The following is a 12,379-nucleotide window of genomic DNA, read 5'->3' as shown; positions in this document are numbered from 1 at the left end:
GATGTGACACGCGAGCGGGGGCGGTTCAGCGGGCGCGGATCACCTCGAGGATGCTGGTCCAGCTGTCGCGGCCGTGACCCGCCGCGATCGCTCGCTCGTAGTGCGACGCGACGGCCCGCGGGAGCTCCAGGTCGATGCCGGCCGACTCGCTGGCTGCGAGGATGTGCGCGGCCGTGGCGCCCATCATCGTCGCGGTGGCGAGGTCGCCCGGATGCACCCCGGTGTCGAACGACCGGGCGAGCTCCGCCGGCGTCGCCATCGCCGGGATCTCGGTGAGCGTACGCATCGCGTCGGGGAGGAACTCGGCGGCCGGAACTCCCGCAGCGGCGGTGAGCGCCGTCGCGTGCGCGAGACCGGACAGCGCGGTGAGGAAGACGTCGAGCTGGGCCTGGTACAGCAGCTGTGCCAGGCCCGGGTCCTCACCGAGGTAGCGAGGCGCACCGATGACGGCGAGCACGGCCTCCCAGGTGCGGAAGGTCGCCGTCGGGCCGCTGTAGTAGACGTATGCCGCCGGCGTGCCGATCATCGGCGGGGGCACCATGGCGCCACCGGTGAGGAAGGTGGCGCCGTGCTCGTCCGCCCAGGCCGACGCCGCCCGCGAGACGTCAGGGGTGTCGGAGCTGAGGTTGACGATGGTCCGCCCACGCAGTGCGCCGGCCGCCGGATCGAGGATGTCGTGCATCGCCCCGTAGTCCGTGAGGCTGAGGATGACGAGCTCGCTCGCGCCGACGGCGTCGGCGGGCGTCGCCGCGAGGACGGCGCCCTCCGCGACCAGGTCGTCCGCGCGTGACGGCGTCCGGTTCCACACCGTGACCGGGTGGCCCGCGGCGAGCAGCACGCGCACCATCGCCTGGCCCATCGGGCCGAGTCCGACGAGCGTGACCGGGGCCTTCGCGGCGCCGCTCATCGCGTGCCTCCGGCCCGGACGCTCTCGTAGATGCGCGCGAAGCCGTCCGTGCCGTGGCCGGCGTCGATCTGGCGGCGGATGAGTGCCTGGACCGCTCCGACGACGTCGGTGGCGACGCCCGCGTCGACGCTCGCCTGGACCATGTCGCCGAGGTCGGAGAACTCGAGGCTCTGCTGCTCCGGCCCGCCGTAGTCGCCTGCGTCGATGGCCGCGGCATCCGTGCGCACGTGGCCGATCATGGCCGAGAGGAACGGCACGGCACGGTCGGCGAACTCGGTCGCCGAGATGCCGGCCGTGGCGACCATCGCGGCGCCGTGGTGGAAACCCGCGAACACCGTGTACATGCCCGCCAGGAGCGCGAGGTCGTACAGCGCGGCCACGCCGGCGTCGTCGCCGAGGTACGTGCTCTCGCCCCAGATGTCGAGCACGGCTCGGTGCGCCTCGAACGCCTCGGCCGACCCGCTGTACAGCACGGACGAGCCCGGCTGCCCGATCATCGGCGGCGTGGCCATGATGCCGCCGTCGAGGTACGTCACGCCGTGCCCGGCGGCCCAGGCGGCGAGCTCGCGCGACTGCTCCGGCGTCGTCGTCGTGACGTTGACGAGCGTGCGGCCGGCCAGCGCGTCCGCGACGGGGTCCAGCACCTCGTGCACGGAGGCGTGGTCGAGCAGGCACGCGACGACGAGCGGCGCGGCGGTGACCGCGGCGCGGACGTCGCGCGCTTCGGTGGCCCCGGCGTCGACGAGCGCGCCGGCCCGACCGGGGGTGCGGTTCCACACGGTGGTCGGGTGGGCGGCGCCGGTCACGGCAGCCGCGAGCGCGTGGCCCATGGCGCCGAGGCCGAGAACTGTGACGGGCGTGCGGGCGGTGGTCGTCATCTGGAAGGGTCCTCCGGAGGTCCGACGACGCCGGCCGGGTGCCCGCGTCGTCGTCCCAGGCTCGGCGACCGCCCGGTGCTCGGGAAGAACGCACCTCGATGTGGGGTTCTCACCTCTGGGTAAGCGCGCAGGTCAGGGCGCCACGGTCGGTACGGCTATTGCTGGGAGCGAACACGGATGACGACGACGGTGATGGTGCGGACGGAACGACGCGGCCCGTACGTGTGCGGGATCGACGCCGCGATGGACGTGGTGAGCGGGAAGTGGAAGTCGTTGATCCTGTGGGAGCTCGACGCCCACGGGACCCGACGGTTCGCGGAGCTGCGCCGAGGGCTGCCCGGCGTCAGCGACAAGGTGCTCACGCAGCAGCTGCGCGAGATGGAGGCCGACGGGCTCGTGTCTCGCGAGGTCTTCCCCGAGGTGCCGCCTCGTGTCGAGTACACCCTCACCGAGCACGGCGTCTCGCTCAACGGGGCGCTCCGCGAGCTGGGGACCTGGGGGAGCCGGCGCGTCGAGGCCCTCGCCGCCGTCGGCTGACTCGCGGCGAGGCGCGGCGACCTCGGGCAGACCTGAGGGTCAGGGCCTGCCGCCCGGTGCGGGTGCGACGGGCGCCGCGGGACTCCTCCGGGCGCGGAGGTCGGCCGCGATGAGCAGCACGGACGGCACGAGACCGGACGTGAACCCGCTCGCCGGACCGATGAGCGTCATGCACAGGACGATCCAGCCCAGAAGGACCCACCCGAGGTAGGTCGGCGCGCGCTCGCTCCGCCGGGCCATGCGGATCACGAGCAGCCCGACCAGGGCGAGCGGCACCGCCAGCCCGCCCGGTTGCGCCCAGAACGTCGCGACGGACTCCGGGTCGGCGGTGCCGTCGCGGAGGTTGCCCGCGAGCCACCCGGACCACGCCGACGTCATGGTGCCGACGACGTGCGCGGTGGCGATGACGATGAGGGCGATGCCCGCCGCGCGCGTGAGGCCGCGGCCGGGGTGTGGCGACCTGGCTGGCGTGCCGGGGGCGACGTCGTTCGTGGGGTGAGCGGACCCCGGGAGGGTCGCGGCGTGGGCGGTGGGCGTGAGCGTGGGTTCTGGCATGGCTCCACGCTGGCGGCTGGCGCATCGCTCGGCCCTCACCCGGGCGGGGGATCGCCCTCCCGCCCGCAGGGGATCGGGTGCTCGAACACGACGACGGGGAGGATCCGAGCCCTCCAGGGCCCGGATCCTCCCCGTTGTGGGGTGGCGCGAGGTCAGCTCCCGCTCGGGGCGGCGTCCGACCCGTCGGCGTGACCAGGCTCCTCGCCTGCTGACGCGCTCGACGCCTCGCCCGCGAGGATCAGGTACAGCTCGCGCCGCGCAGCCTCGAGGGCCGCGAGCGAGGCCGCGACCTGATCCGGGCTGCCCGTGCGGGCGACCTGGTGCGCGGCGACGCCCACCGTCTCGATCGCCTCGCGCAGCTGGCGGTGCGCGGACGGTCCGCGCCCGGCGCCGTCCGCCCACGGGTTCCCGAGGGCGTCGGCGTGCTCCGTGACGTGGGCGCGGCCCGCGTCCGTGAGCGACGCCAGACGGCGTCCGCCCTCGGCGCTGAGCTCGACGAGCCCTTCGTCGGCGAGCAGGTTGAGTGCCGGATAGATCGCGCCCGGGCTCGGGCGCCAGCTCCCGCCGCTGCGTTCCGCGATCTCCTGCATCAGCTGGTAGCCGTGCATCGGCTCCTCGTGCAGGAGCAGGAGGACGGCGGCGCGGACGTCGCCGCGGCCGGCTCGTCCGCCCCGGCCGCGCCCGCGGCCCCCGGGGCCGTGCGGGTGGCGGTGGAACTCGGCGCCGCCGAAGCCCTCGTCGAACGGGCTGCGACCGCCGCGGCGGCCACGCCCACCCTCGGGCACGTCGCCCTCGGCGAAGGGTCCGCGACCGCCTCGACGGCGACCACGGCCGCCGTCCGGCGAGTCCTCCGGGCCGGCGAAGCCGCCCCGGCGCCGCCGCGGACCGCCGGGCCGTGGGCCGCGGCGTCCGGCGTCGAACGCTGTGTCGAACTCTGAGGCCTCGGGGGCCTGGGAGTCGGGACGTGTGAAGTGTCGGTGATTCATGAGATGTCTCCAGATGTGGTTGGTGGGGCGGCGGAGGCGGTGCCTCGACGTCGTCGCCCGTACTGGTCCGCCTGAACCGGCGAACGCGGTAACGATATATCGAGATCGTATCGCGTGTCAAACGATAGGTTGACGCCGGTTCGAGGCTGGGTGCCCTGAGCGGCGCCTCGTGCCTCTGGCTGCACCCGGCTGTCCCACGGCTGCCCCCGGACGCACGGTCGGCGTCCGGGGTCTGGGAGAGTGGAACCCCTACCGGAGGAGACGCCGTGCCCGACGCCGCCCCGCCCGCCGAGCGCGTGTTCCGAGTCCCCGGCTTCCTGCCGTTCTGGGCTGCTGAGACGGTGTCCGAGTTCGGCACCTACATCACGACGATGGCGATCCAGGTGCTCGTCGTCGTCACGCTCGCCGGGACCGCTGCCGACGTCGGGCTCGTCAACGCCGCTCGCTGGCTGCCCTACATCCTGCTCGGGCTGGTGGCCGGTGCGCTGCTCGACCGGTGGCGCCGCAAGCCGGTGATGGTCGTGACCGACGTCGGCCGCGCCGTCCTGCTCGGACTCATCCCGCTGCTGTGGGCCCTCGACCGGCTCAGCATCGCGACGATCGCCGTCGTCGTCGCGCTGTTCGGCGTGCTGTCGCTCGCGAACGACTCCGCGTCGCAGTCCTTCCTGCCGCGACTCGTGCCGCGGTCGGCGCTGCTGGTGGCGAACGCCCGTCTCGAACAGTCCAGCGCCGTCGCGCAGACCTCCGGTCCGGTCGTCGCCGGTGGCCTCGTCAGCCTCGTCGGCGCACCGCTCGCCGTCCTCGCCGACGCCGTGTCCTACCTGGTCTCCGCCGTCGTCGTCGCCCGGATCCGCATCACCGAGCCCGCGGGCAGCTCCGGACCACGCCCGCGCATCGGGCGCGACATGGCCGAGGGACTCCGGTGGGTCTACCGGCACCGCACTCTCGCCCCACTGGCCTACGCCACGCACGGCTGGTTCCTGTTCAACAGCGTGCTCGGGACCGTGTTCGTGCCGTTCGCGCTCACGCAGCTCGGCTTCAGCGCGTTCGAGCTCGGCCTGGTGCTGGCGTGCGCCGGTGTCGGCGGCCTCATCGGCAGCTCCCTCTCCACGCGTCTTGGCCTGCGCTGGGGCGCGGGGCGCGCGGTCATCGGCGCGCGGTTCGTCGAGGCGCTCGGCTGGGCGCTGATCGCCGCGGTCCCGCTGCTGACGGGCGCCGACGGCGTCGCGACGCTCGTGTACGTCGGCCTCGGCCAGCTGCTCTACGGGCTGGCGATGGGCGCGGAGGGCGCCAACGAGATGGGCTACTGGCAGGCCATGACGCCGGACGCGATGCAGACTCGGATGAACGCGACGAGGCGGTCGATGAACCGGGCGTTCATCGTGATCGGGGCGCCGCTCGGCGGACTCCTCGCCGATCGCATCGGGTTCGTCCCGGTGCTGTGGATCGCCGTCGTCGGGTTCGTGGTCGCGGCGCTCGGGCTCGCGCTCACGCCGTTCCGCGGCGCGCGGCACGGGGAGGCTGTCGACGAGCCCGCCGAACGCCCGGTCGACGGCGCCGCCTAGCCGGCCGGGCGTCCGGTCGACGACGCCGCCCAGCGGCTGCCGGTCACACTTCCGCGCCGCGATCCGTCAGCCCCGTGACCGACGAGTTCGCGCCCCTTGTGCGGCGTTCCCGGACTCGCCATGCGACTCCCCAGGAGGCTGACCATGCCCACGTCCCCCAGCGACGCCGTCTCGAGCGCGGCGCCCGGCGCCGTCGACCGAACGGCCGCCGACGGCGCACCCGACGTCGAGCGGCCCACCACGTGGCGGCGGCGCCTCTTCACGGTGCTGCTCGTGTGGATGGTGGTCTCGTTCACCGTCGGTGCGATCACGAAGTTCTACCCCGGCGAGACGTTCTTCGGCGCCCCGTACTCCGTCAAGTTCGTCGAGTGGGGCTACCCGTCCTGGTTCCGCTTCGTCGTCGGCGGCGGCGAGCTCGTGGCGGCGGCGATGCTGATCAGCCCGCGGAGCCGCTTCCTCGGCGCGCTCCTCCTCGTGGTGATCACGGCGGGCGCCGTCGTGACGCACTGGGTGAACGGCGATCCGGTGGGCGAGAGCGCGTCGGCCCACGTCCACCTGGTGCTGTCGCTGTTGGTCGCCTGGGTCGCGCGTCCGCGGCGCGCCGGCGCCTGAGCTGGGCTGGCGCCTGAGGCCGGGCACGCCGAGTCCCCGGCGCGCCGGACGCCGTCAGACGACGCGCGCGGTCCGCAGGATCTCGGTGCGGGCGACGGCGCGATCCCGGTCCGCCGTCAGCGCCGTGCGCCGGGGGTCCGCCAGGTACGCGGCGAGCGCGTCGTCGTCGGGGATCTCGATGACCTGGACCTCGTGCGGCTGGCCGTCGGCGGCGGGTGTGCCGCCGTCGTCGGCCACGAGCCGCCGGACCCGGCTGAGCACGCGCCCGCCGTGGGCGGGAACGAGCTCGAGCACGGCGTCCTCGTACGCGGCGAGGGCGTCCAGCTGGCCGGGATGTGCCCAGAGCAGCACGCACAGAGTCTCGGTCATGACCCGGACCGTACTCCTGCCGCCGCCGAGGGCGCCGAGGTCGTCCTCAGCGTGAGCTCGCTCGGTATCCGCTCAGCTCGCCGCCTGCTTGACCAGCTCGCCGAGCTCGTCCCAGGCCCGCTCGGTCGGCGCGATCAGCGCGTAGGAGGTGGGCCACAAGCCAGCGGCGGCGTCGAGGTTCGCCTGGACGCTGAAACCGAACGTCGAGTACCGCTCCTTGTCCATCTGGCCGCTCCGGAAGAAGCAGAGCACCTTGCCCTTCCTGCCGTAGCCCGGCTGCCCGTAGTACAGCTTCGGATCCAGGTCCGGAGCGACGGTGGTCACGATCGCGTGCACGCGTTCGGCCATCACCCGGTCCGACTCCGGCATCTCGGCGATCTTCGCCAGTACGTCGGCCTCGTCGGCAGCCGCCTTGTCCGCGGTGCTTCCCCGCCGCGCCTCCGTCCTCAGCTCGGCGGCCCGCTTCTTGATCGCGGCGCGCTCCTGCTCGGAGAATCCCCCTTCCGACGCCGTGCTGCCCTTCTTCTTGCCGGACGTGGATGCTGTCGCCGCCACCGATCCTCCTCGACTCGTGTCTGCCTGCGTACGGCTTCACGCTAGGAGGACGAGCCGTTCCGCGCTTCTCGATTCGTGACCGGTCGAGAGCGGCCGGACGGCTCGGGCCGCTCGCCGTCAGCGCGCGTGTGTCAGCTCGCGTGCTCGGCGAGGACGTCGGTGACCACCCGCCGGGTGACGGCGGCGTCGGGCCCGTCGTCGTCGTCCGCCGGAAAGGTGATGAGCGCCTTCCACAGGGCCCAGCCGCGTGCCCGTGCCCACATCGCGCCGTCGGCCCACTCCGCGACAGCCCGCCGGAACGCCTCCCGCGCCTCGCCGCCGAGGAACGTCCACGCGAGCACCAGGTCGCACGCGGGATCGCCGACGCCGCTGGTCCCGAAGTCGATGACGGCGCTGAGGCGGCCGTCCCGCACCAGCAGGTTCCCGGGTGCGACGTCGCCGTGGAGCCACACGGGCGGGCCGTCGAAGCGGGAGGCGATCGCTGCCTCCCACACGTCCCGGGAACGTGCGACGTCGACCCGGCCGGCGAGGCGGCGCAGCGACTCCTGCGTCTGGTCGTCGTAGAACGCCACCGGCCCGCCACGGTGGAAGTTGTGCGTCCCGGGGCCTGGGCCGCCGTCGGCGTCGATCCGCTGCAGGGCCCCGAGGAAGGCGGCGACGTCACGGGCGAACGTGACGTGGTCGGCGATCGGTGCGGTTGCCGCCGGCGCGCCGTCGATCCACCGGTAGACCGACCACGGCCAGGGATATCCGAGCGCCGGCCGGCCCAGCGCGAGCGGCGTCGGGACGGGCAGCGGCAGGTGCGGGGCGAGCCGGGGCAGCCAGTGCTGCTCCTTGGCGACCTGCTCGCGGTAGCCCTCGGCGCTCGGGAGGCGGACGGACATGTCGTCGCCGAGGCGGAACGTGCGGTTGTCCCAGCCGGACAGCTCCACCGGTCGCACCGGCAGGTGTGACCATTGCGGCATCTGGTCGGCGACGAGGCGTCGAGCGAGCTCGACGTCGATGGTCGGGATCTGGGTGCCGTGGCGGGTCATCGGGGGCGAGGCTATGGCGTCGGCCTGGCTGGGCCAACGTGATTCCCGCGAGGATGAGGCGATGACCACGACCTCGTCCGGCCCGCAGGGCCTCGTCGACGCCCTCACGGCCTGGGCCGAGCGCACGCCGTGGGTCGACTGGCTCGAGCTCAGCGGGTCGCTCGGCCGCGGCGCCGGAGACGCTCTCTCGGACGTCGACGCCGGCCTCGGCGTCGCGGACGGCGAGTCGCTCGACGTGCGGCGTGACGAGGCGCTGGCGGCCGCGCGAGCGTTCGCGCCGGTCGCGGGCTCGCTGGCGCAGCCGTGGGCGTCCGGCTCGCACCTCGTGATCCTGTACGACGACGGGCGGCAGCTGAGCCTCGTCGTCGTCCCCGCCGAGTTCCGCACGGGTCTCCCGCCCGAGGCTCGCGCGCTCGTGGACCGAGCCGGTCGGCTCGCGACGCCGCTCGGGCCGGACCGCTGGGTGCCCGACGGCGGCACGCGCCACGAGTGGGCGTTCCTCGCCTGGGTCGCCGTCGGCGACGCGGCGCGCCATGCGCACCGCGGCCATCCCTGGCGCGCGCTGCGCTGCCTCACCGAGGGCCGGGACCTCGTCTGGCAGCTCTGGGCCGCCGACCTCGGCCTGACGTACCCGCACTTCGGCGCCGTCACCGTCGAGAACGCGGGTGCCCCCGTGCCGCCGGGCCTGGAGAGGACGCATCCCAGAAGCCTGGAGGCGGCGGACCTGCTCGACGCCGCGGCTGCCCTCGCAGGCGTGCTGCGCGCGATCGACGCCCCGGTCGACGACGGCGTCCCGGGCGTCATCGAGGAGCGGGTGCGCCTGCTCGGGACGTGAGCACGGCGGAGCGCTCGCGACCGAGCTGGATCGAACCGGTCGGCGCCGCACCTCGTGTCATGCGTGTGGCCGCGCCGTCGCGCATCCGCGCCCCGGGCGGACCCATTCACGGGAGGCGGACCGATGAGGATCGTTCGACGAGCGGCGCTGGCCGGGTTGGCCGCGGCCGCGTTGGCACTGGCGGCGTGCAGCGGGGGCGAGGACCCCGCCGAGCCGGAGGAGACGACCGCCCAGGAGGAGTCGGCAGCGCCCGAGGAGGAGGCCCCCGCGGATGCCGACCTCGCGACGGCCGACAGCGACCTCGGCGAGATCGTCGTCGACGGCGCCGGCATGACGGCGTACATGTTCACCAACGACACCCAGGGCGGCGACGCCAGCGCCTGCACCGGCGACTGCCTGACGGCGTGGCCGCCCGTCATCGCCTCCTCGGAGGAACCGGTGGTCGACGGCGTCACGGGCGAGGTCGGGACCATCGAGACACCCGACGGCGAGCTCCAGCTCACGCTCAACGGATGGCCGCTGTACCTCTTCGCCCAGGACACGGCCGCCGGCGACGTGAACGGTCAGGGCGCGAACGACGTCTGGTACGTGCTGTCGCCTGACGGCGAGCCGATCATGGAGATGGCCGGCTAGGAGCGCGGGCGCCGCCCGGCCACCGGGACCCGACGGAGCCCGTTCTCTGTCCCGCTGCCCGCGCTCGTAGGGTGCTCGGGTGGACAGCACGTGGCGGCGGACGCTGGCGACGGCGATCGCTCCCGTCGCGTGGGGCGCCACCTACTACGTCACGCGGCAGACGCTCCCCGCCGACTACCCGCTGTGGGGCGGCGTCATCCGCGCGCTACCGGCCGGCCTGATCCTGCTGCTGATCGCCCGTCGCCTCCCGCGCGGCGCGTGGTGGTGGCGGTCGGTGGTGCTCGGCACGCTCAACATGGGGGCGTTCTTCGCGCTCGTGTACCTGTCGGCGCAGCTGCTGCCGTCGAGCGTCGCCGCGACGATCATGGCGAGCGCGCCCGTCGTCATGATGCTCGCCGCGTGGGCGTGGCTGACCCAGCGCCCCCGCGTGCTGTCGCTCGTCGGGGCCGGGCTCGGCATCGCCGGCGTGGCGGCGATGGTGCTGACCGGCTCGACGGCGGTCGACCCGCTGGGCGTGGCGTCGTCCGTCGCCGCGATGGTCATGTCGTCCGTCGGGTTCGTGCTCGCCACGCGATGGGCGTCCGGGCACGGGCGGGGGGACGGCGACGGCGGCGAGGGTGCCGGCAGAGTCGAGAGCGTCGACGTCCTCCCGTCGACGGCGTGGCAGCTCGTCGCCGGCGCGCTGGTGCTCCTGCCGTTCGCCGTGGTCGCGGAGGGTGGACCACCCCCGATCGACGGCCAGGCTCTCCTCGGGTTCGCCTACCTGACGCTGGTGGCGACGGCGCTCGCGTACCTCGTCTGGTTCTCCGGGCTACGGCGCCTCAGCGCCGGGACGGTGGGCCTCATCGGCCTGCTCAACCCCGTCACCGGAGTGCTGCTCGGCGTCGTCGCCGCCGGCGAGGTGCTCGGCGCGCAGCAGGTCGCCGGCATCGCGCTGGTCCTGGTGGGTGTGCTGCTCGGCCAGCCCGCCGTGCAGCGGGCACTGCGCCGACGGCGCACATCGGGTGCGCTGGGTGACCAGACAGGTCACTAGGCGCACCCGATCCCGCGTCGCCGCGGGATCCGGTGCTCAGGTGCCGTCGCCGGCGGGCCACGTGAGCGTCGCCAGGCCGCTCGCGTCCAGGCAGGTGCGGTGGGGCCCGACGACGAGCCGGAGCAGCACGGCCGCGCACGCGTGACACCGCAGCACCACGCCCGGCCCGTGCTGCCACACGTCGGACTCGGCGAAGCTCCCCTCGCGACCGCACGTCCCGCAGCGGACGACGGCGAGCGTCACGTCCCGCACGAACACGTCGCCGAGCGGGCCGCCGACGGCGTTGCCGTCCTCGGGTGCGAGCGTGTCGCCCGGCGGCTCGGGCTGGGTCATCGCTTCCTCCTCGGTCGGTTGCTCCTAGTCGGCGGACGGTCCGAAGCGTTCCGTGCGGATGCGGGCCGGATCGTGGCCCAGCCCGAGCAGCAGCCGGGTGGCCGCCTCCACGAACCCCGTCGGACCGCACACGAAGCACCGCGGCTCGAGCGCTGCCGGCCACCCCCAGGCGGCGAGGTCCGACGCCGTCAGCCGGCCGGGCTCCCGGCGCGCGTCCAGGGGCGCCGAGCGCGTGTAGAGGACCGTGCTCTCCACTCCGCCGTCCGCGGCCGGAGGCCGGGTGAGCTCGGAGACGTACAACCGATCCTCCGGTCGACGTACGGAGTACACGAGCCGGAACGGAGTCCGATCGCCGGCGCGACGCCGCTGACGGACCATCGCCATGAGCGGCACGATCCCCGAGCCGCCGGCCGCGAGCAGGACGGGCGCGCCGCCGTCGTCGCCCGGCGACCACACGAACCACCCGCCGATCGGTCCGCGGACCTCGATGAGCTGGCCGGGGGCGAAGTCGTCCGCGAGATAGGTCGACACCTCCCCGCCCGGCACACGCTGCACGGCGAGCTCGATGCGGGCGGTCGGGACGCCGTCGTCGTCGACCGCCTCGGGCGGGCCGGCGAGGGAGTAGCTGCGCTCGGCGGTGTAGCCGTCCGCCGCGGTGAGGCGGAGGTCGACGTGCTGCCCGGCGAGGTGGCCGGGCCAGCGCGGCACGGCGAGCACGAGCGTGCGCGCCGAGACGGACTCCGGTCGCGTCTCCACCAGGCGCGCGACCTGCCACCCGGGGCGCACCCCGAACCGATCACCGAGGCGGGCCGCGGAGCCGACGTCGCTAGTCACCCTGGTACCGCTGCTCGCGCCACGGGTCGCCGCGGTCGTGGTAGCCGAGCTCTTCCCAGAAGCCACGCCGGTCCTGCTGCATGAGGCGGATCGAGCGCACCCACTTCGCCGACTTCCAGAAGTACAGGTGCGGCACGATCAGCCGCGCCGGACCACCGTGCACCGGGGCCAGCGGCGCGCCGTCGTACGTGTGCACCACCCACGCCTTGCCGCCGAGCAGGTCGGCCACCGGAACGTTCGTGGTGTAGCCGCCGTACGAGCCGACGAGCGCGTACTCGGCCGTCGAGGACACGTCCGCGAGCAGGGTGTCGAGCGAGACCCCGCGCCACGCCGTGCCGAACTTCGACCAGCGGGTGACGCAGTGGATGTCGACGGTCGGCTCCTCCTGCGGCAGCGCGAGGAACTCCTCCCACGTCCATGACCGGCGCTCGCCGTGCTCCGTGACGACCTCCAGCTCCCACGCCTCCGTGGGGACGTGCGGGGTGGGGCCGGCGGAGAGGACCGGGAAGTCGTGCGCCTCGTACTGGCCGGGCGGGAGGGCGACGCCGGACGGGCGGTCCCTGCCGCGGAACCCGGGCGTGAGCTGGGCCATGGCTCAGCGTAGGAGCACCGCTGCCGCCGGCGCGAGCGCGGGCACCGCGTGGTGCCATCGGGCCGAGATCCGTCCTGCCGCGACGGGAGCCGCCCTGCTAACCTCGCGCCATGCGTTTCGT

The 12,379-nt window shown here is 74.2% G+C and carries 16 protein-coding genes; 6 read left to right on the top strand and 10 right to left on the bottom strand.

Annotated elements, in window-relative coordinates; translation table 11 throughout:
* Positions 1-25: 25 nt before the first annotated feature.
* Positions 26-907, bottom strand: a complete 882-nt coding sequence (locus BCAV_RS20670) for an NAD(P)-dependent oxidoreductase (protein ID WP_015884584.1) — start codon at positions 905-907, stop codon at positions 26-28.
* Positions 904-1,785: an NAD(P)-dependent oxidoreductase gene (locus BCAV_RS20665; RefSeq protein ID WP_015884583.1), complete on the bottom strand. Its 882-nt coding sequence runs from the start codon at positions 1,783-1,785 to the stop codon at positions 904-906. The genes BCAV_RS20670 and BCAV_RS20665 overlap by 4 nt, the downstream gene beginning before the upstream one ends.
* A gap of 177 nt (positions 1,786-1,962) precedes the next feature.
* Here BCAV_RS20665 and BCAV_RS20660 point away from each other — a divergent pair, with 177 nt between their 5' ends.
* Entirely contained in the window at positions 1,963-2,322 is a 360-nt protein-coding gene (locus BCAV_RS20660) for a winged helix-turn-helix transcriptional regulator (protein ID WP_015884582.1), read from the top strand.
* A 39-nt stretch (positions 2,323-2,361) separates the two neighbouring features.
* Here the strand turns inward: BCAV_RS20660 and BCAV_RS20655 are convergent, their stop codons facing one another.
* Positions 2,362-2,877: a DUF6463 family protein gene (locus BCAV_RS20655; protein ID WP_015884581.1), complete on the bottom strand. Its 516-nt coding sequence runs from the start codon at positions 2,875-2,877 to the stop codon at positions 2,362-2,364.
* A 152-nt stretch (positions 2,878-3,029) separates the two neighbouring features.
* Entirely contained in the window at positions 3,030-3,863 is an 834-nt protein-coding gene (locus tag BCAV_RS20650) for a PadR family transcriptional regulator (protein WP_015884580.1), read from the bottom strand.
* 266 nt (positions 3,864-4,129) lie between these two features.
* Here BCAV_RS20650 and BCAV_RS20645 point away from each other — a divergent pair, with 266 nt between their 5' ends.
* Positions 4,130-5,428 (top strand): MFS transporter, encoded by a 1,299-nt coding sequence (locus BCAV_RS20645; protein ID WP_015884579.1) that lies wholly within the window; start codon positions 4,130-4,132, stop codon positions 5,426-5,428.
* A gap of 144 nt (positions 5,429-5,572) precedes the next feature.
* Positions 5,573-6,040, top strand: a complete 468-nt coding sequence (locus tag BCAV_RS21925) for a DoxX family protein (RefSeq protein WP_015884578.1) — start codon at positions 5,573-5,575, stop codon at positions 6,038-6,040.
* 54 nt (positions 6,041-6,094) lie between these two features.
* Here the strand turns inward: BCAV_RS21925 and BCAV_RS20635 are convergent, their stop codons facing one another.
* The 3 genes from BCAV_RS20635 to BCAV_RS20625 all read right to left on the bottom strand — a co-directional run bounded on the left by BCAV_RS20635 (position 6,095) and on the right by BCAV_RS20625 (position 7,998).
* The gene (locus tag BCAV_RS20635; RefSeq protein ID WP_015884577.1) at positions 6,095-6,409 is read right to left on the bottom strand and encodes a DUF1330 domain-containing protein; all 315 of its coding nucleotides are present in this window, start codon (positions 6,407-6,409) and stop codon (positions 6,095-6,097) included.
* Between the two features lie 72 nt (positions 6,410-6,481).
* Positions 6,482-6,964, bottom strand: coding sequence for a DUF1801 domain-containing protein (locus BCAV_RS20630; protein ID WP_015884576.1), 483 nt, complete (start codon positions 6,962-6,964; stop codon positions 6,482-6,484).
* Positions 6,965-7,095: 131 nt separating this feature from the next.
* Positions 7,096-7,998 carry an aminoglycoside phosphotransferase family protein gene (locus BCAV_RS20625; protein ID WP_015884575.1) on the bottom strand — a complete coding sequence of 301 codons (903 nt, stop codon included), beginning with the start codon at positions 7,996-7,998 and terminating at the stop codon, positions 7,096-7,098.
* Positions 7,999-8,059: 61 nt separating this feature from the next.
* On the opposite strand from BCAV_RS20625, the gene BCAV_RS20620 reads away from it, so the two are divergent.
* The 3 genes from BCAV_RS20620 to BCAV_RS20610 all read left to right on the top strand — a co-directional run bounded on the left by BCAV_RS20620 (position 8,060) and on the right by BCAV_RS20610 (position 10,499).
* Complete coding sequence (locus BCAV_RS20620; RefSeq protein ID WP_015884574.1) at positions 8,060-8,833, top strand: hypothetical protein; 774 nt, start codon at positions 8,060-8,062, stop codon at positions 8,831-8,833.
* Between the two features lie 123 nt (positions 8,834-8,956).
* Positions 8,957-9,466 carry a COG4315 family predicted lipoprotein gene (locus BCAV_RS20615; protein WP_015884573.1) on the top strand — a complete coding sequence of 170 codons (510 nt, stop codon included), beginning with the start codon at positions 8,957-8,959 and terminating at the stop codon, positions 9,464-9,466.
* Between the two features lie 79 nt (positions 9,467-9,545).
* Entirely contained in the window at positions 9,546-10,499 is a 954-nt protein-coding gene (locus tag BCAV_RS20610; protein WP_015884572.1) for an EamA family transporter, read from the top strand.
* 36 nt (positions 10,500-10,535) lie between these two features.
* Here BCAV_RS20610 and BCAV_RS20605 read toward each other — a convergent pair whose 3' ends face one another.
* From BCAV_RS20605 to BCAV_RS20595, 3 genes are read right to left on the bottom strand one after another with little or no spacing between them, the layout of a single operon-like run.
* Entirely contained in the window at positions 10,536-10,832 is a 297-nt protein-coding gene (locus BCAV_RS20605) for a DUF6510 family protein (protein WP_015884571.1), read from the bottom strand.
* Between the two features lie 24 nt (positions 10,833-10,856).
* Positions 10,857-11,666, bottom strand: coding sequence for a ferredoxin reductase (locus tag BCAV_RS20600; RefSeq protein ID WP_015884570.1), 810 nt, complete (start codon positions 11,664-11,666; stop codon positions 10,857-10,859).
* On the bottom strand, positions 11,659-12,258 hold the full coding sequence (locus BCAV_RS20595) for a sulfite oxidase-like oxidoreductase (RefSeq protein WP_015884569.1): 600 nt from the start codon (positions 12,256-12,258) through the stop codon (positions 11,659-11,661). The genes BCAV_RS20600 and BCAV_RS20595 overlap by 8 nt, the downstream gene beginning before the upstream one ends.
* Positions 12,259-12,379 lie beyond the last annotated feature (121 nt).

It is taken from the genome of Beutenbergia cavernae DSM 12333 (assembly GCF_000023105.1).
GTDB lineage: Bacteria > Actinomycetota > Actinomycetes > Actinomycetales > Beutenbergiaceae > Beutenbergia > Beutenbergia cavernae.
The sequence above is the reverse complement of the archived record's forward strand: the minus strand, read 5'-3'. Positions and strand labels throughout refer to the sequence as shown.